This window comes from Motiliproteus coralliicola (assembly GCF_003345655.1).
GTDB lineage: Bacteria > Pseudomonadota > Gammaproteobacteria > Pseudomonadales > Balneatricaceae > Motiliproteus > Motiliproteus coralliicola.
This window is the reverse complement of sequence record NZ_QQOH01000001.1, coordinates 708710-727578: the sequence shown is the minus strand read 5'-3', so window position 1 is coordinate 727578 and position 18869 is coordinate 708710. Positions and strand designations below refer to the sequence as shown.

Sequence of the window (18869 nt, the reverse complement as noted above, 5' to 3'; positions counted from 1 at the left end):
CGGAGCACGCTGATGAAGATCTTCGACAAACTCTATATCGACGGGCAGTTCGTCCCGGCCGAAGGCGGCATGCTGGATGTGATTAACCCTGCCGACGAGTCGATCGCCGGTCGCGCCCCGCTGGCCTCCGCAGCTGATGTGGATCGTGCCATCCAGGCCGCGCGTCGAGCCTTCGGTAGCTGGTCGTCCAGCTCGGCCCATGAGCGCGCTGGCTATATTCGCAAGCTGGTGGCCGAACTGACCCGCCGGCGCGAACAGATGGCCGAGCTGATTACTGCCGAGATGGGGGCACCACTCTGGTTCAGTCAAGAGGTCCAGGTGGATGACCCGATTGACGCCCTAGCGCAGCATGCCGAGCATGCCTCGCTGCTGGAGCAGGAGGTCAGCATCGGCAATTGCACCGCGGTGCGTGAGCCGGTCGGTGTCTGTGCCTTTATCAACCCTTGGAACTATCCGTTGCATCAGCTGATCGGCAAGATGGCCCCGGCCCTGGCAGCCGGTTGCACCATGGTGCTAAAGCCCAGTGAGAACACCCCGTTGCATGGGTTTCTGCTGGCCGAAGCAGTCCATGCCGCCGGGCTTCCGGCCGGTGTCTTCAATCTCGTCAATGGTGACGGCCCGAGTGTTGGTGAGCCGCTCTGTACCCACCCAGAGGTGGATATGGTCTCCTTTACCGGCTCGACCCGGGCCGGAGTGAGGATTGCCCAACTGGCCGCTCCTACAGTCAAGCGGGTCTGCCAGGAACTGGGTGGCAAGTCGCCGCTACTGATCGCAGAGGATGCTGACCTGGAAGCGGCCGTCCAGTTCGGCGTCGAAGATGTGATGGTCAACTCCGGTCAGACCTGCACCGCCCTGACCCGGATGCTGGTGCCTGCCAGCCGCTATGAAGACGCCATCGCCATCGCCAAACAGCATGCCGAGTCCCTGAAGCTCGGCGATCCGAACGCGGAGGATACCTTTATCGGCCCGCTGGCTTCTAAAGCGCAGCTGGAGGTGGTTCAGCGCTATATCGGCATCGGCCTCGAAGAAGGAGCCCGCCTGGTCACCGGTGGGCTGGAGCCGCCCGAGGGGCTGTTGCAGGGCTATTATGCCCGTCCTACGATCTTCGCCGATGTCAGTAACGACATGACGATTGCGCGCGAAGAGATCTTCGGCCCGGTGCTGAGCATGATCCCCTATGACGGCGAAGCCGATGCAATCCGTATCGCCAACGACACGCCTTACGGGCTGTCGGCCCGGGTGTGGTCTTCGGACAGAGGGCATGCTCGTGCCCTGGCCCGCCAGATCCGTGCAGGACAGGTTTATATCAATAACGGCGATTGGAACAATCAGGCACCGTTCGGTGGCTATAAGCAGTCGGGCAATGGTCGCGAACTGGGTGAATTCGGTGTTCACGAATTCTTCGAAACCAAGGCGCTGATCGGCTAGCCGTTTCGACAAACCCTATACCCGCCTGCGGGTTGGTTACCAAGGGAGCTGCGGCTCCCTTTTTTATTTTTCGGCTGGTCAGTTAGCCGACGGTCAGCCGGTTTTGCTGGATTTTCGCGCATCGAGGATTGAGCTTAACGCCTGTCGACCGAATTGGCCGACGCCCGGCACCTTGCCATCGGTGAAAGGAATTGGTCGGCAAGCCTGCATTCCCAGCACCCCGATCCGTCCGGTTACCAGCGCGACCCCGATCCCCTGACCAAGGTTGGCACCGGTCTTGGCCAGCAACAGGGCGCTGCTGTTTTGGGCGGCATCTTCCAGGATTCCCTGGGATGAATCGGCCAGCGTCTGGGACACGCCGGCCAGCGCCATATTGCTCATCACCACTCCTAATATATTGATCCTGTTTCGAAGAGTTGGGCGCAAACCGTAGATTTTACTGATCTCTTCCAGCATGTGCAGGTTGCGCCAAAGGGTTAGCAGCATATCAATCGAAGCCCAGGGGCTCAGCGCTACCGCGACGCCTGTCTGCATCGAGTAGCGCGTCACCAGCGCCTTGGCATCGGCGTCCATCGGATTGACGAACTGTCGCTCAAGCAGCTCGATCCGTTCGGAATCGTCGGCGTAATCCGGCAAGGCCGACAGCGCACGCTCAAGCGCCGTCATCTGCGGTTTATCCTGATAGAAGGCTTTTAGCTGGCGCAGAAAAGCATCGCTCTTCTGATGCGAGCGGACGGTTCGGTAGTGCTGGGCTTTGGTCTGCAGCGCCTGCACCCGGGCGTAGCGGTCATCGGAAAACAGCCACTGGAACAGCACCCAGCCGGCCGCCACGATCAGCGCGCCAAGCAGGCCAAGAAAACCACCCGCCAGGATGCGACTCTCCTCAGCCAGCGTCAGATATTGCTGATAGCTCGTTTGCACCAGCAAGCCGACGACATAGACCCCCAGCAGGTAACCTAAGGCTCTGAGCCCTCTGATTGGCTTGGATTTGAGCTGCAGAGCATCGCGACCGCCAACTGAGCCGGACCCATCCGGACTCTCGCTGTCGGCACTGATCGATTCCGGCGGCGCTTCCAGAGCCTGTTCTCGGCTCGGCACAAAAGTGCTGGGCTCTACTGCCTCGGCCTGGGGCGATTGCGCCCCTTTTAGCTGTTGATCCTGGGACGGGACAAAGCTAAAGCCGGCATCCTGTTTGTTGTCATTACTCATAGCGGCAACCCCGTGTCACTAACTCCAGCAGGCTGTCTAGCCGAATATGTGGAATCGCTTGATGATGAAAATCTCCGTGCACCGGGGGCTGGAATGCCGGGATCTTCCAATCCCGAAATGGCGTAAAACCCGCCTCGTCGCCCAACCGATCAGGAATCGTCGGGTGCACATACCCCACCGGGTTACCGGCCAGATCGTAACCGCTCAAAGCAGCCCGCCCCTGCTCGACCACCTCCCTCGACGCCCGTATCGCCGCAATCGCCTCGATCCTCGGTACTGCGCCTCGGTGTGCAGCCTGGCTGTAGGCGTCGCTGACCAGCTGCCCCAACAGCTGTCGCACCGCCTCGTGATTGCCGGCCACCACCTGGTCCATCTTGGTGGCCACAAACGCCAGCTCCTCAACCTGCGGCGAGAACAGCTTGCGAAGCGGATTGTTGCGTCCATAGTGAAAACTCTCGCTGATCTGCGCGATAGCCTGGCGCATATCATCGATATAAGCGCTTCCACCATTGAGCGCATTGACCAGGTCGATCAGCACCACCTGACGGGTAATCGGGCGGAATTGCTGCTGGTAAAAGGGCTGCACGATCTGGGTGACGTAATCGCGGTAGCGTTGTTCGAAGACCTTGAAGTAACTGTCTTGCGGTGCTGATTTGAGTAGCTCCTCCGAAAGCGTGGAACAACCCAGCAGCGGCACAAAGTCCAATATCGGATCATTTCTAAATCGGCCCGGCAGCAGGAAACGACCCGGCTGCACCAGGCTGAGGCTGTGCTCTCCGCCTTTGCAGCGCTTCAAAAAGGCCACATAGGCCTGTCTTAAACGCTGGCAGCTGGCTTCGTCGTAAGGGCTGAGCGGATCGATCTGCTGCAATTCATCCAGCAGATCGCCCATCAGCTCCAGTCGTGGTGAGTTTGTAAACAGTCGTGATGACTGAGCACACCAGCCGACATAGTCGATCTGCATCATCGGCAGATCCAGTAACCACTCCCCCGGGTAATCCCGCAGCTCCAGAAACACGGAGCGCGCTTCGGCACCCAGCAGCTGCTTGATGGAGCTATCCTGCTGTAGCTTCAATTCCAGCAGACAGCCGCTGATATCGGTCGTAGGTGATGGCCATTGTGGAGGATCAGAGGAGAGTGCATCGATCGCATCGGCATAAGGAAATTCGGCCAGCCCCGTGTCTTCCAGCGGATGAACCTGCACCGACAACAGCCGCTTGCCGACAACCGGAGAGAAGCCGCCGAGGCTGGCTGTTTGGAACTGTCGCAGCTGGTTGATCAGGCTACAGATCAAGGTCGATTTACCACTGCGACTCAAGCCGGTAATACCGATGCAGTGGCGATTCTGGAAGGCGCGCTTAAGGTTTTGCCGGGTGTGTTCAAAGAACTGCCCTGCCTGCTCCCCGAGGGAGTTAGACGCGGTGCGGTCCGCCTCTTTGTTGGCCGCTTGGTTTTTTTTACTCATTGACAGTTCGGGCGTCCGGCTGCTGATAATCCATTAATAATTTCTCTTTTTACAAGACCTTGGCGTGCACAAACAGTTCCAGTCAGAGCCTTCGTTTGTCGCCGGGATCGAGTGTTTGCCCCTCTGCCTGGCATGATCGACAGAATAGTGCGACCAAGCAAGCGATGATATTTCATCGTATAAGTGCAATAATTAACGATATGAGTTGAAATATAGGCGCTTATTATGAGCAGCAACTGGTATGCAATGAGCGATCAGGCAATTGCAGAACTACTGGGTCAAAGATTGGACCAGTATCGCAAAGACGGCCAGATAATCAGCCAAAAAGACCTGGCCCATGAGCTTGGCATATCCGAGTCGACTTTACGCTTGGCACTGAAAGGTCGTGGCAAATTCAGCGTCATGATTGGGATTATGCGCACCCTGGGAATTCTCGAGCAACTGCACAGCCTGATTCCCGACCGCCCGGTCAGTCCGCTAAAAATGCTGGAACAGGGCTCGCACCGTCCGCAGCGGGTACGTTCCAAAATATCGACCGAGCCGGACCAGACGAACCCAGGGGCCGGCAGCCCCTCTAACGAAGAGCTCGATTGGTAATGGTGATCACAAGAATCCAGCTTTGGGGCGATACCGTCGGCGCCATGTACTTCGACGAGCAGCGCGGCTGCTGCATCTTTGAATACACTCCGTCCTGGATTGCCAAGGGTATCGAAATCAGCCCGCTACGTTTGCCGCTGGCGCCAACCCTGTATCAATTTCCACAGTTGTCGGAAGCGACCTACAAAGGGATGCCTGGTGCCTTCGCCGACACCCTGCCCGACGACTTCGGTAATGCCGTAATCAATGCCTGGCTGGCTCGCCAGGGGCGCGACCCCGCCTCGTTTAGTGCCTTGGAACGCTTGCTCTATACCGGCAAGCGCGGCATGGGGGCATTGGAGTACGAACCCGAAACCGCCCGACTCGATCAAAGCACCGAGATCGATCTGACCAGCTTGACACGCATGGCTCAAGCGGTGGTCGACCAGCGACGAGGGCTGAGTGAGCAGCTGTCCGACAGCCAGCAGCGCAGCGATCAAGCGATGCAGTCGATTCTGCAGGTTGGTACCTCTGCCGGCGGCGCACGGGCCAAGGCCGTTATCGGCATCAATCAGGATCGTACCGAAGTCCGCAGCGGCCAGGTCGATCTGCCGCCGGGGTTTGAGCACTACCTGCTCAAATTCGACGGCGTGGTGGAGCACTCTCGTTCGCAAGAGACTTTTGGAGATCCGCAAGGCTACGGTCGCATGGAGTACGCCTACTATCTGATGGCCAGGGACTGCGGTATAGAGATGATGCCGTGCGAGTTGCTTGAAGAGGGTGAACGGGCACATTTTCTGACTAAGCGCTTTGACCGTGTCGGCAATCAGAAGATCCACTACCAGTCGCTGTGTGCCATGGACCATGCCGACTATAAGCAACCCGGTCACTATAGCTACGAACAGCTGTTTGGAGTGATGCGCGCATTACGCTTGAAACGGAACGAAGCGCTGCAGCAATACCGGCGCATGGTATTCAATATCGTCGCCAGAAACCATGACGACCATACCAAGAACTTCGGCTTTGTGCTGAAGCCAGGAGGCGCCTGGCAGTTGGCACCCGCCTTCGATGTCGCTTATAGCTACAAGCCCGGCTCGCCCTGGGTCAATAGCCATCAACTGACTCTGAACGGCAAGCGTGACCACTTTGATCGGCACGACCTGCTGGCACCCGCCGAGAGTTTTCGCAAGCAAGCACTGCAGATCATCGAGCAGGTCCAGGATGTGGTTGCAGACTGGGCCACCTATGCCGCCAAAGCCCAGGTACCCGAGTCGCTGACCGAAGAGATCAAAGCCGCCCATCGGCTTGGATTCTAATAGCGGCTAAAGAGCTGATCGACTGGCTTTGATCTTGTCCAAAGAGGCATTAATACACAATACGTATTCTGTATTAATGTTAGATCAGCAGACCTGTCAGCAAGAAAGGCGACGATAAGCATACCGCCCGACTCTCGCTCTATTTCAACGGTGCAGAACCGGTATCGAGAGAGCGATCGCAGCTAGACCGAGTTAACTTCATCTAATAATTAGCTTGAGATAAGAAATTTAAACTATTGTAGTTAAACTGATTATCTTTATGTTGATTTAAAGATCCAACATCAGTGATGGAGTTTTAGCGCGAGATACACAAGGGCAGATCAACCGCTGCTGTTCGCTCTGCGTAAGCGCCTGATCGCGATGATCCGCCTCGCCCGCCAGAACCTTGACGGCACAGCTACGACACTGACCTGTCCGGCAGCTATGGGGAATATCGACCTCGGCCTCCAGCAATGCATCCAGCAGGGTTTGATCGGCAGCCACCTCCAGCTGGCGACCTGATTTCGCCAATTCCAACAGCACCGGCTGATCCGCTGCCCCCTGCCCGGCAGCAAAGCGCTCGACACGGACTCGGTCCGTCGAAATCCCGAGACTCTTGGCCTCTGCCAGCAAGGCATCGAGCAACCGATTGGGACCGCAGCAATAGAACAGCGCCTCATCCGGGGCTTGGCGCAGCAATCGGTTCAGATCGAGGCGCAGCGACTCATCGGCGGGGTAGAGATAAAGCCGTTCCCCGAGTGAGCGCTGCAGGCGATCCGCGTAGGCCATCTCGACCCGGCTACGACCGGCATAATGCAGCTGGAACTCAGCCCCCCTGCTCTGTAACGCCTGGGCCATCGCCTTGATCGGCGTAATACCGATACCGCCGGCGATCAAAACCGCGGGACGAGTATCCGTATGCAGTCGGAAATGGTTTCCCGGCAAACCAACCCGCAATCGCAAGCCGAGTCGATAACGCCGATGGATAGCATCCGAGCCGCCTTTGCCATCCGGCTCATGCAGCACAGCGATCTCATAGATATCGCGACGCTTGGGATTGGAAGCGATGGAGTAGTAACGCAGCTCCCAGCTGTCATCGCTCAGTGGCACGGGTACCGGCAGATGCGCCCCCGCCTCGACTTCCGGCAGCGAAGCTCCGTCGGTGGCACGCAGCTCGTAAGCCCGCACCCTGGGGGTCAACTGACGCACACCGCTGATCACCAGCTCAAGATCGCCTTCTCCGACCACCTCTTGCGTGACGGAGTCGGTATCAGCAACCCTCGCTGATATCGGTTGTGATTGTCGGAGTTCATCCAGCTGCTGCTGCAGTGGAGCCATCAGCACCTCCAACTCAGCCTCGCTGTAGCGTGGAGTAATATGCTGGGGACAATTCCAGTCAAACGCCTCTACCCGAATCAACATACCCCGCTCTATCTGGGCCTGGTAGTCCTCATCCTCAAGCCGAGACATAGTCTCGGACTGATCCAGACCAACCAGCTGTACTCTTCCGAGCAACTTCAAACGACGCTGGTTGGGATAGTCCATAAAGAACAGCGCCACACGGTCATCGTGCTGGAGGTTGCCGGTGCTGATGTACTGGCGGTTACCGGAATAATCGGCGAATCCGAGGGTGTCCGGCCCCAGCACTTTGACGAACCCGGTCTTGCCGCCGCGGTGTTGCAGATAGGGCCAGCCTGTTTCACTCACGCTGGCCATATAGAAGCTATCGCGGGCAGCAATAAATTCGGCTTCGGCGGGCCCTATCCGGTGGTTGTAATCTTCCCCCTGGTCCATTCTCGCGTAACTATCACGACTTCCCTGCTGTCGCTGGATCTCTCTTATCCCCGGGGTAAAGGCGATATCGGCAAATCTGTGTCCCATGATGAAGGCTCCAGTATTCAGTCAATCGGCTCGACTCTGGGGGTTATGCCCCAGGCCAGATAAATTCGATCCGGATGCCGCTGGGGTCGTAACACATCATGTGGCGCACCGGCCCACCGTTTAGTGGCTCGGGAGCAAACTCAACCTGAATATCGTTGGCAACCAGCTTCTGGTGAATCACATCCAGCGCGCTATCATCGGCGACTCGAATGGCCAGGTGGTGCAGACCGATATTAGATCTGCGGTCGAAGGCGACCGATGGCTCCTCCTTGAGCGCCCACAACGTGATCATCACCGAACCGTCACTGACGAAAATCGCCGGGTAGTTTTCATTCCGGGCCATCTCGTTCCAGCCGAGCAGCTCGGTAAAGAACGCCGCACTCTGTTCAAGGTCGGCAACAGTCAGCCCCACATGGTGGGCACCCTGAGTTAATGCATTCATGCTCTTGCTCCTGAATTTCGCGGTATTAGCGATCTAATACCCTCAGGACTCACTATCGCTATTTCTTGTTTGATAGAGAATAATCAAATAACGCACTTTATAATTTCACCTAGCGGAACAATCCTATGGATCGATTTCATCAAATGCGGGTTTTTGTCGCCGTTGCCGACGACGCCGGCTTTGCTGCCGCCGCACGCCGCCTGGGCATGTCCGCTCCTGCTGTAACCCGCGCGGTGGCATCGCTGGAAGACGAGCTGGGGGTGAAGCTGATCAAGCGGACCACCCGGCACCTGCGGGTGACGGAAGCCGGCTTCCGCTACCTGCATGATGCACGGCGGATCTTGGATGAGGTCAGCGCTGCGGACGAAGCCGCGGCCGGTCTGGATGCCTCTCCGCGCGGTCGTCTGGCGATTACCGCGCCGGTGATGTTCGGTCGAATGTTCGTTCTGCCGGGGGTGGTTGACTACCTGCGCCGCTATCCGCAGATGCAGGTCGACACCCTGTTTCTGGACCGAGTCGTCAGCCTGCTGGAAGAAGGACTGGACGTAGGGATACGAATTGGTGAAATACCCGACTCCAGCATGCGCGCCATCAAAGTCGGTCAGGTCAGAATGCTGCTGGTGGCAGCACCGGACTATCTGGATCAACATGGCAACCCTGGCTCACCCGAAGAGCTGAGCCAACATTGCCTGATCGCCTCACGAGCGGGTAACTTTTCCAGCCATTGGCGCCTGGGTCATCGCGGCGATGAACGACATATACGTATCACGCCCCGCCTTACAACCACCACCAATGATGCGGCCATCAGCGCCGCCACCCAGGGGCTGGGAATTACTCGGGCGATCTCTTATCAGGTTGGTGCCGAACTGGCTGCAGGTGCACTGCAACCCGTACTGACCTCCTACACGCCGGCACCGCTGCCGATCCATATCGTGCATCGCGATGACCGCAACCCGCCGGCCAAAGTCCGGGCCTTTATCGATCTGCTGGCACAGCGGTTAAAGTCAGACCCAGCGCTGCAATAGCGCACAAAAAAGGCCGTGCAGATTCTCATCATGCACGGCCCAAAAGGGTCCACTAGGAGGCTTCCTTACAAGGAGTGTTGAGCAGGACCCAAAACTTTCGCGGGTATTAAGAGTCCGCTTTCTCCGGATCGGCGAAGACGATTTCGTCGGCCGGATCGTGTTTGCCCATCAACTTCGGACGCTCGATCAGCAGGTAAAGCACCACACCGATTACGATCGCGTAGACCGTTGATTTCGGATCCGGCATTGCCAGGGTCACAGCCACGATACCGGCGACACCGCGCTCGGTAGAGTTCTTCAGCTGCTCCATACCTACCATGATGCAGATGTAGGCAGTCAGGATCAGTGTCAGCGACAGTGCGATCGGCAGTACCGGTTTAAACATGGTAACCAGCGGCAGCATGAACAGTGCAAACAGACCAGTCAGCCAGAAGGTACCGGCACCGCTGTAGAAGGAATCCATTGCCTTGCGGCCCATGGCGTAACGCTCGGCGATAGATGCATGAGCGGCAGTAAACAGCGGACCGGACAGACCAGGCCAGGGAGCGAAGAACGCGTGGATGGCGTTACGCAGAGCGGTAACCAGGTGAACACGGTCAACGTTCTCTTCGATCTTCTCGTCATCGCGCAGATAGTCGACCCGCTTAACCAGGGTGAAGCCGACGATGATGTCACCGAACGCGATAACATAGGCGATCAATGCGGTCGGAATGGCCAGCATAAACACGTCCCAACCGGGGAAGCCCAGGCTGAATACCAGGTATTCCCACATCAGATCGAAGTCCGGCTGGGTGATGCCCCACTGGATATCGGGTACCGGGTACTCACCCACAGTCCAGCCAACGACCATCGCAATGATCATGCCCGGCACCATACCGTAGTTGGCGATCTGCTTGGCCAGTTTGCTCTCGTTCATAACGTTCTTGAACGACAGTGAGAACAGGATGTAGGCGCATACGATGCTGCCGATAATCAGCGAAACCGGCGTCGCGTCAACACGACCACCGACCTTTAGCTCACCCATCATTGCAGCGATACCGGCACCGATAATAATGCCTGATTTCAGCGAGTTGGGGATCGCATCGACCAGCTTGGAGCCCAGTCGGGTAACGCCGAGGAACAGGAAGATCAAGGTCACTTCGATCTGCAGCGCGAACATCGCCTTGATCGCTTCAGGACCCGGCTCAAAGCCTTTCAGGTACAGCAGCACCACCGGAATTGCCGGGGTGATCCAGCCGGGCACCAGAGGTACGCCCAGAATTGCCGGCAGGCAGTAACAAACACCAGCGACAAAGGTAAAGGCCAAGGCTGCTTCGTACGGCATACCCAGATAGGTTTCCAGCAGCGGAATCATCGCCAGGCCGACCACGAACATGATCAGGCCCTGAACCATCTCAGGGGTCTCTAGGCGGTGGTGAATAAAGGGAAGGCGGATTTTGAACGGTCCGAAGCCCCAGTAGGGTTGCTCCTCGCCATGTTTACGGCTCATCAAAGGCATAGTCGGTCTCATCAAGGTCTTAGAATTGTGGGGTGACCAGTAGACGCGACAAATGAAACCTATTGTTTACCTAAACCTTACGAAATGTAACATTCGATTTTTGGGGTTGTTACGTTCTCTTTAGTGACTGTCCGCTCAAGCGCGGCGAAGGGCACGAATCTGCAACAACGCCGTGCGTTGCTCCAGAAAGTTGCGGCGTTGGTTGGCCATCATGGCGCCAAACTGACTACCCAGCAGCTGGCTCAAATTGGCCTGCTTGGGCGCCTTGCCCGCTTCCCTTGATTGTTTCTGCAGCTCTAGCTGTTGCTCCAACCATTGGCATACGGCCGCAGATCTATCTTCGAGCTCCACCACCTCAAAGCCCGCCTGCGCCAACAGCTGTACAAACGTCTGTTGGTCAACCAGGTGATTGTCCGACTCCGTTCTGGCCCAGGGTACCGGCAACAGCACATCTCCGCCTAGCCCTTGGACGACCTCCTGCATCACCAACGAACCACCGGGTTTCAACACCCGCGCAATCCCACCGAAGAATGCCGCCTTATCGGCCAGATACATATTCAAGTGTTGCAACCAGACATGATCAAAAGAACTTGATTCAAAAGGAATATCTAGCGCACTTCCTTGAGTAAACTCAATCCTGTCTTCGAACCCGGTCAGGCGTGCCAGCTCTCGAGCCAGTTCGACATAATCTGGATCCAGCTCCAACCCCACCACCTGACAATTTTGGTGTTGTTGCAGGTAGCGGGCTGCGCCACCTACCCCGGCTCCCAGATCCAGCAGCCGCTCTCCGGGCTTGGCAGAAAGCAGTGTCGCCAGCTCCTCGGTGGCAATTTTGCCGCGCAGATGAAACTGATCCAACGCCACCAACTGCTCGGGCTTTAGTTGCTGCAGGTCTCGGCCATCCGCGACCAGCGCGTTGAGAACGCGCTCCACCAGAGGATTGGGTGTTGGATTGTTCATAGCAGAAGCCCCTCAGTCGCCGTGTAAACACAACGAAAAAAGGCCCCTCGAAAGGGGCCAAAAAACCGCGATGCAAATAACGAAGAATGGTATGCAGCGGTTACATTTGCCGTACTCTCAACCAAGGCCTGATAGAAAGCCATTTACAAGAGCATGATCCAGCACTTCCTCCCTTGCGGGCATGGGTCTGTCACATCCCGGAAGTGACTTATCGGATCGGTTACCAGTATCGCAGCAAGCTGTTACCCAAAGATTGCCTAAACGTACGCAATTGTAAGCCTTAATAAATTCTCACTATTTGGCTTCTAACGACCCTGCCGTCATCGTTCTGCATCGGACATTAACCGATCTCTATACCTAGGAATATCCACGAAACCAAACATAGCTATTTACTTTGCATCAACATTGAATGAGAATGCTTCCTGTTAATATTTGCATTCGAAAGGAATTCGCTATGGCTATCCCACTACCTCACCTGCTGTTAGCTTCTGTGGTGTTACTTGTCATGCTAACCGGTGTTGAAGAAGCAGAAGCGTCTGAAGCTAAAGCGGTTGGTAGCAAAACCCTGATTATCGATGATAACGACCAGCAACCCAAAGTCTGTAAGTTTTCGGGCTTATCACTCTAAATATTGGGAGCTTCCATCATTCTTTGAGGTTTAACCGGCGATTTACCCTGACCAGCCTGTCGTGATCAGACATCTTGTTGTTGCGCGCAGACAGCCTGAGCGATTGGGATCGGCATACCCTGTCAGTTCCAATAACAATCGACGGCCTATTGCAGGCAGTTTGCTCTCAATAGGCTCACAAACCGGGGGATCATAGGATGAATAGCGCTATGGCACTGGAGATCACCGAGCATCCAGCCTTTTCTGAAGATCTTTATCGTTGCGGCGTTCAGTCCGCGTCTAACCTGGACGAACACTGTGTGCAGGTATTTCTATCCTTACCTGCCGACTACCCATCCTTTCACGCCGGTCAGTATATCGAGCTGGTACTCGCCGATGGCCAATCCCGCCCCTACTCCATCGCCAACTTTGATCCGCAGGGTCGCACCATCGAGCTGCATATCGAGCGCAATTGGAGCAGTTCAACCACGACGGCAATCATCGATCAGCTGCAGAGCCAGCATACGATAGGGGTTAAGCCGGCCCAGGGGGATGTCGCACTGCGCGCCAATCCCAGCTCACCACTAACCCCGCAGGTGTTCTTGGCCGCCGGTAGTGGTTTTGCTCAGGTCAAAGCACTACTTCAGCACTTTTTCCATCAAGATCAGCAGCATGCGGGAGGAAGCTACGGTAAGGCCCCGGTATACCTGCTCTGGGGAACCGACACGCCAGCGCAACGCTACCTGAAGGTGCTGGTCCGGTCCTGGCTGAGTCGTTATCAGAACCTGCAGTACCGGCCGTTAAACTGGCAACAGGGCGACAGCTGGGAGCATGGTTTGGCTACTTTCATCCAAGATTGTAAACAGGCCCAGTTCTACCTCTGCGGCTCCCCCAGCCGGGTTTACCAAACATCGGACTACCTTGAGTCGCAAGGGATCGCTTCCAGCCAGATCCAATCGGATGTCTTTGCCTATGCTCCCCGGCCGGTTCAGTCAAAGTCAGACTGACTAGTCAGCGGCAATCAGCGTCAGCCACTCAGCGACCACACTATCGGGGTTATCGATCCGGTAACCCTGATTCCCATCAAAGTACACGCTATCTCCTCTGTTCAGAGAAAGAGTCTGGTAATCGGGCAGTCGTAACCTAAGCTGTCCCCGTAACACCATCACAAAAACCTCCCCGGGATACTTCTCAAAGACGCCACCCGGCCGTGACACGTCAGAAAGCCGGTTATAGATGGGTAGCATTTTTTTGCTCAACAGATCGGCATTCAACAGTTGCTGATTCTGACCCAGGGCTCGCCGCTGCTGCACTCGGGTAATCGAGCGTCGACTTCGGCGATCATGCGGATCTTCCATCGCCAGTAAGCGATCGAAATCTGAGCCAACTGCCGCCAATATCTGCTGTAGCAACGCAATCCTCGGCGATTGTCTCCCCTGCTCGATCTTTCTGAGTGTCTGTTGACCGATCCCAGTCCGGATCGCTAATTGCTGAAGTGACAACCCCTGCTGGCCACGTAAGCGGGCAATCCGAGCGCCCAGGTCAATCGAACCTGCTGCCTGTTGCTGCTGTAGTCTGGCGGGCTGTTCCAAGACCGGCCTGCTCAAGCAAGTTCCAGCCATGACAAATACCTTTTACAAGAACGGGGGAGTTCAGAAAAAAGCTCCCCATCAACCGGGTGAGGCCGGCTGTTTCAGGGGGAGCAAGAGGGTTGGAGATGTAAGTGAGTGAGAGCGGAGTCAGCGATCGGCCCGCGACTCCGTCCGATGGTGGTACCTAGTCGGGGAAAACCACGGTGCGCTGGCCGTGCAGGAAAACCCGCTTCTCGATGTGGTAACGAACCGCACGGGTCAGCGTCAGGGACTCGATATGCTGCCCCTTGGCCACCAGATCTTCCGGATAATGGCTATGGTCCACCGCTTGAACACCCTGCGCAATGATTGGGCCTTCATCCAGGTCGCTGTTAACGTAATGGGCCGTGGCGCCCACCAGTTTGACGCCCTTCTCCCAAGCCTGATGATAGGGTTTGGCCCCTTTAAAGCCTGGCAGCAGCGAGTGGTGGATATTGATCGCTCGACCACTGAGCTTTTCGCAAAGATCATCGGACAGAACTTGCATGTAACGCGCCAGCACCACCAATTCACAATCGTATTGCTGCACCAGTTCCCAGACCTGCTTCTCCTGCTCAGGTTTGGTTTCCGCAGTGATCGGCAGATGGTGATAAGGAATCCCATGCCATTTCGCCAGATCTTCCAGATCCGGGTGATTGGAGATGATCACCGGAATTTCGATCGCCAGCTCCCCGGTCCGATAGTGATAAAGCAAGTCATGGAGACAGTGATCGTACTTAGACACCATGATCGCGACCCGGGACTTATGGTCCGGCGCTGTCAGCTGCCATTGCATGTCAAACGCGGCTGCCCGTTCGGCAAACTGCTGATTGAACTGTTCGGCATCGAAGTCTTCATCCAGCGGATGGAACTCCACTCGCATGCTGAAATGGTTGACCTCCTTATCGTCGAAGGAGTGGATCTCACCGACATAGTTACGGCTTTCCGCCAGAAAACGGGTAACCACGTCCACCGTGCCCAGTTGGCTGGGACAATCCGCATTCAGAATCCAGGGCTTATTTTTTCTACTCATTCTCTCACTCCGCAATACGGCATTGGGGGGAAGCTGTGCGACGGTCGGCAATCCTAAGCCCCGCCACACAGCAAGGTGTCGATGCGGGTTAGCCGCGTACGATCAGACCGTACTCGGCACTGGCATCCTGCAGCCACAACCAGACGTAGTCGGCAAAGCTGCGACGGATTACCAATTCCCACTGCTGGGCATCAAGCCGACGAATCACCGCCTGGGTTTTGGCAAAGGTGGTGGTTACCACCTTGCCGACCGGGAAGTTGCGATCATGCAGGTCGTAACCGGTGCTCTTTTTCAGCACCTTGACCGCATCCGGCCCAGACAGCTGCAGTATAGTCTGGCCACCCGAAACGTTTACGATCGAGAAATGGCCTGCCATCAGCTCGCGCAGACGGCCTTCCAGTTCAAAAGCCTCGTTCCCGGGGACCACCAACAGCCATTCATCCGGGGCAATCCAACGCACCGAGGCATCGCCCTGTTCGACACTGGCCAGTTTGCCGGGCAGCGCAAAACCCATCACCTGCGCAAACCCATCGACAAAGGCCGGATTATCCAGTGAACCCCGGATAACCAGATGTCCCAGTAAAGACAATTCCTGCAACTGGACCCCGCCTTCGAGCGGCCCCTTGGCCGCCATCGATGCCAAATCGGCGTGATAGAGCGGGCTTTCCGCGCGTGGCGCTTGGCCCGCCTCGGCTTGAACCGGTGTCTGCCGCATCTGGGCACAGTCCGGTTTGAAGGCGGTATCAAGGTCGGTTACTGCCGAATCCTGCGGGTTGATATTCAAATTAGACATTTTGACGCTCTCCTTTCGGATCCAGGAAGATCGGACTGCAGATCTCGGCTTCAATCACACTGCCATCGGCTTGCGGGTAGTAAACACTCTCACCCATCTTGTCGAGACCACCACGGACAAACCCCATCGCGATGCTGTGTCCCAGGCAAGCGCTGTAATAGCTCGAGGTCACATGACCGAGCATGGTCATCGGAATCGGCTGATTGGGATCGGCGACCGCTTGGGAACCTTCAGGAATCACCTTCTGCGGATCCTTGGTTTTCAGTCCCACCAACTGCTTACGGTTGGGTTTGACGCAATCCTCGCGGGCCATACCGCGCTTGCCGATATAGCTGAACGGCTTGTTGTTGGCGACACACCAGCCCATGCCCAGATCCATCGGCGTCACCGAGCCATCGGTATCCTGACCAGCGATGATAAAGCCCTTCTCGGCGCGCAGGATATGCATGGTTTCGGTGCCGTACGGGGTCAGGTTGTACTTCTTACCCGCTTCAAACACCTTCTCCCACACCTGCATGCCGTAGTTGGACTGCACGTTGACTTCAAACGACAGTTCACCGGTAAAGGAGATCCGGAATACCCGCGCCGGAACGCCGGCCACGGTACCTTCGCGCCAATCCATAAACTTGAAGTTGTCGCCGGACAGATCGATATCATCGGTCAGTTCCGACAGTAGTTTGCGACTGTTCGGACCGGAGATCGTCAGCGTCGACCACTGATCGGTGACGGTGTTGAAGTACACCTCCAGCTCCGGCCACTCGGTCTGGTGGTAGAGTTCCAACCACTCCAGTACCCGGGCGGCGCCACCGGTGGTGGTGGTCATGACGAAGTGGTTTTCTGCCAGACAGGCGGTGACCCCGTCATCGAAAACCATGCCGTCTTCGCCACACATCAGGCCGTAGCGACATTTGCCGACCCCCAGTTTGGCCCAGGCATTGGTGTACACCCGACCCAGGAACTCGCGGGCATCCTTACCCTGGATATCGATCTTGCCCAGGGTCGAGGCATCCAAAATACCGACGCTCTCACGGGTCGCCAGACATTCGCGATTCAGTGCGTCCTGCATCGACTCACCCGGCTTGGGGAAGTACCAGGGCCGCTTCCACTGCCCGACATCCTCGAACTTGGCCCCGTTCTCGACGTGCCAACGGTGCATGGCGCTGTAGCGCTTCGGATCGAACAGTTCGCCACAGTTGCGCCCGGCAATGGCACCGAAGGTGATCGGCGTATAGTTGGGACGGAAGATGGTGGTACCAGTCTCCGGGATCGACTTGTTCATCGATTTAGCCGCGATCGCCATGCCATTGATGTTGCCCAGTTTGCCTTGGTCGGTACCAAAGCCCATCGCGGTGTAACGCTTCACGTGCTCGATCGACTCGAATCCTTCCCGGGTCGCCAGTTCGATCCCCGCCGCGGTCACGTCGGTCTGATAATCGACGAACTGCTTCGGTGCCCGGCTGGTCGGCTTGGTGTGGGGAACGTGGAACAGCGCCATCGGAGCGGTCTGTTCAACTTCACCGTCAACGCTGGGAATCTCGACGATATCATCGGACTGTTGGCCAAAGCCCGCATTGGCGGCCGCCAATACACCCTGACGAACGCCCTCTTCCAAACAGGCACTGAGGCGATAACTGCCGTTGATCGCTCCGGCGGTGAGCTGCTTCTGCACGGTTTTGCCCGGAACGAACGCCTGCACATCCTCGCGCCACTCCGGGCGACTGCCGGTATGACAAGACAGGTGTACCGCCGGACTCCAACCGCCGGCACTGGCCAGGGTGTCGCAGAACAAGCTGCGGATGTTGCCTGTGACCCGCTCGCCGCTGGCATTGATCGCGGCGACGCTAACGCCATTGACCCGCTTGCTGCCCTTGGCTTCGATGACGGCCGAGCCTTTGATTAGTTCGATACCGCGACGCTGCGCTTCCAGCACGCAGGCACCGGTCGGTTCAGCCCGGGTGTCGACGATGGCCACTACCTTGCGACCGGCATCATGCCAATCCAGTGCCGCCTGGTAGCCCTGATCGTTGGTGGTCATCAGCACCAGCTGATTGCCGGGCACCACCGCGTAACGTTTGATATAGGTGGAGACCGCTGACGCCAGCATGCAGCCAGGAACATCGTTATTGGCGTAGACCAGTGGACGCTCGATCGCCCCACTGGCCAGCACGACCCAGGCCGCACGGACTCGGTGCATCCGCTGACGAACCTGCCCCTTGGGTGCAAGATCACCCAGGTGATCGGTGCGACGCTCGTGGATGGTCAGGAAGTTGTGATCGTGGTAACCATTCACGGTTGAGCGCGGCAGTAGGGTCACATTCTCCAACCCCACCAGTTCACCCACCACTCGGCTGACCCACTGCTGCGCCGGCTGGCCATCGATCAGCTCGTCACTGTGCAACAGCATGCCACCGAACTCGGCCTGTTCATCGGCCAGGATCACCCGTGCACCGGTTCGTGCCGCGGCCAACGCCGCCGACAAACCGGCAGGCCCAGCACCCACGACCATGACATCGCAGTGATGATTGATCTGATCGTAGATATCCGGGTCGTTCTCGACCGGTGAGCGACCCAGACCGGCCGCCTTACGGATAAAGCCCTCGTAGGTGTCCCATAGCGACTGCGGATACATAAAGGTCTTGTAGTAGAACCCGGGCGGCATCATCCGACCGCCAACCTTGCCGACGTAACTCATCAGATCGTTATCGGTGCTGGGCCAACCATTGGTAGATTTGGCCACCAGGCCATGGAACAGCTCCTGTTGGGTCGCACGGACATTGGGTACCTGGGTCGCTTCGGTGGCACCCAATTGCAGCACCGCATTCGGCTCGTCGGCACCGGCGGCAATGATGCCGCGCGGCCGGCTGTACTTAAAACTACGACCGACTACGTCGATACCGTTGGCCAGCATCGCTGATGCCAGGGTATCACCGACAAAACCGGGATAGGTTTTGTTGTTGTATTCAAATGTCACCGGCTGGCTGCGATCGATGCGGCCGCCGTTCTGGAGACGATTTGGCTGGACATGGTTGGAAGATGTCATGCTGTTC

17 protein-coding genes are annotated in these 18869 nt (G+C 57.1%); 7 read left to right on the top strand and 10 right to left on the bottom strand.

Going from position 1 to position 18869, the window contains the following annotated elements; genetic code table 11:
* The first annotated feature begins 12 nt into the window (after positions 1–12).
* On the top strand, positions 13–1428 hold the full coding sequence (locus DV711_RS03250; protein WP_114694204.1) for an aldehyde dehydrogenase family protein: 1416 nt from the start codon (positions 13–15) through the stop codon (positions 1426–1428).
* 93 nt (positions 1429–1521) lie between these two features.
* On the opposite strand, the gene DV711_RS03245 is transcribed toward DV711_RS03250, so the two are convergent.
* Together DV711_RS03245 and DV711_RS03240 are read right to left on the bottom strand one after the other, a co-directional pair.
* A complete protein-coding gene (locus tag DV711_RS03245) occupies positions 1522–2637 on the bottom strand; it encodes a TIGR01620 family protein (RefSeq protein WP_114694203.1) in 1116 nt (371 codons plus the stop codon).
* Positions 2630–4102 (bottom strand): YcjX family protein, encoded by a 1473-nt coding sequence (locus DV711_RS03240; RefSeq protein WP_114694202.1) that lies wholly within the window; start codon positions 4100–4102, stop codon positions 2630–2632. Before DV711_RS03240 ends, DV711_RS03245 begins: the two co-directional genes overlap by 8 nt.
* Before the next feature lie 225 nt (positions 4103–4327).
* Here DV711_RS03240 and DV711_RS03235 point away from each other — a divergent pair, with 225 nt between their 5' ends.
* Both DV711_RS03235 and DV711_RS03230 read left to right on the top strand, forming a co-directional pair.
* Positions 4328–4699 carry a helix-turn-helix domain-containing protein gene (locus tag DV711_RS03235; protein WP_114694201.1) on the top strand — a complete coding sequence of 124 codons (372 nt, stop codon included), beginning with the start codon at positions 4328–4330 and terminating at the stop codon, positions 4697–4699.
* Positions 4699–5994, top strand: a complete 1296-nt coding sequence (locus tag DV711_RS03230) for a type II toxin-antitoxin system HipA family toxin (protein WP_114694200.1) — start codon at positions 4699–4701, stop codon at positions 5992–5994. Before DV711_RS03235 ends, DV711_RS03230 begins: the two co-directional genes overlap by 1 nt.
* A gap of 267 nt (positions 5995–6261) precedes the next feature.
* Here DV711_RS03230 and DV711_RS03225 read toward each other — a convergent pair whose 3' ends face one another.
* The gene (locus DV711_RS03225; protein WP_114694199.1) at positions 6262–7854 is read right to left on the bottom strand and encodes a 2Fe-2S iron-sulfur cluster-binding protein; all 1593 of its coding nucleotides are present in this window, start codon (positions 7852–7854) and stop codon (positions 6262–6264) included.
* A gap of 43 nt (positions 7855–7897) precedes the next feature.
* A complete protein-coding gene (locus DV711_RS03220) occupies positions 7898–8296 on the bottom strand; it encodes a VOC family protein (protein ID WP_114694198.1) in 399 nt (132 codons plus the stop codon).
* A 125-nt stretch (positions 8297–8421) separates the two neighbouring features.
* Between DV711_RS03220 and DV711_RS03215 the strand changes: the two genes are divergently transcribed.
* A complete protein-coding gene (locus DV711_RS03215) occupies positions 8422–9321 on the top strand; it encodes a LysR family transcriptional regulator (RefSeq protein WP_207802519.1) in 900 nt (299 codons plus the stop codon).
* A 106-nt stretch (positions 9322–9427) separates the two neighbouring features.
* On the opposite strand, the gene DV711_RS03210 is transcribed toward DV711_RS03215, so the two are convergent.
* Positions 9428–10819, bottom strand: a complete 1392-nt coding sequence (locus DV711_RS03210) for a solute carrier family 23 protein (RefSeq protein WP_114694197.1) — start codon at positions 10817–10819, stop codon at positions 9428–9430.
* A 135-nt stretch (positions 10820–10954) separates the two neighbouring features.
* Positions 10955–11779: a class I SAM-dependent methyltransferase gene (locus DV711_RS03205; RefSeq protein ID WP_114694196.1), complete on the bottom strand. Its 825-nt coding sequence runs from the start codon at positions 11777–11779 to the stop codon at positions 10955–10957.
* Between the two features lie 210 nt (positions 11780–11989).
* Between DV711_RS03205 and DV711_RS19755 the strand changes: the two genes are divergently transcribed.
* The 3 genes from DV711_RS19755 to DV711_RS03200 all read left to right on the top strand — a co-directional run bounded on the left by DV711_RS19755 (position 11990) and on the right by DV711_RS03200 (position 13393).
* Entirely contained in the window at positions 11990–12040 is a 51-nt protein-coding gene (locus DV711_RS19755; RefSeq protein ID WP_424398984.1) for a hypothetical protein, read from the top strand.
* Positions 12041–12233: 193 nt separating this feature from the next.
* A complete protein-coding gene (locus tag DV711_RS19440; RefSeq protein ID WP_165839983.1) occupies positions 12234–12407 on the top strand; it encodes a hypothetical protein in 174 nt (57 codons plus the stop codon).
* A gap of 197 nt (positions 12408–12604) precedes the next feature.
* Positions 12605–13393 (top strand): ferredoxin reductase domain-containing protein, encoded by a 789-nt coding sequence (locus DV711_RS03200; protein WP_114694195.1) that lies wholly within the window; start codon positions 12605–12607, stop codon positions 13391–13393.
* Here the strand turns inward: DV711_RS03200 and DV711_RS03195 are convergent, their stop codons facing one another.
* From DV711_RS03195 to DV711_RS03180, 4 genes are all read right to left on the bottom strand, one after another.
* A complete protein-coding gene (locus DV711_RS03195; protein ID WP_165839982.1) occupies positions 13394–13993 on the bottom strand; it encodes a helix-turn-helix domain-containing protein in 600 nt (199 codons plus the stop codon).
* Positions 13994–14162: 169 nt separating this feature from the next.
* Complete coding sequence (gene purU, locus DV711_RS03190) at positions 14163–15029, bottom strand: formyltetrahydrofolate deformylase (protein WP_114694193.1); 867 nt, start codon at positions 15027–15029, stop codon at positions 14163–14165.
* 88 nt (positions 15030–15117) lie between these two features.
* Complete coding sequence (locus DV711_RS03185; RefSeq protein WP_243633717.1) at positions 15118–15822, bottom strand: sarcosine oxidase subunit gamma; 705 nt, start codon at positions 15820–15822, stop codon at positions 15118–15120.
* Positions 15815–18862 (bottom strand): sarcosine oxidase subunit alpha, encoded by a 3048-nt coding sequence (locus DV711_RS03180; RefSeq protein WP_114694192.1) that lies wholly within the window; start codon positions 18860–18862, stop codon positions 15815–15817. The genes DV711_RS03185 and DV711_RS03180 overlap by 8 nt, the downstream gene beginning before the upstream one ends.
* Positions 18863–18869 lie beyond the last annotated feature (7 nt).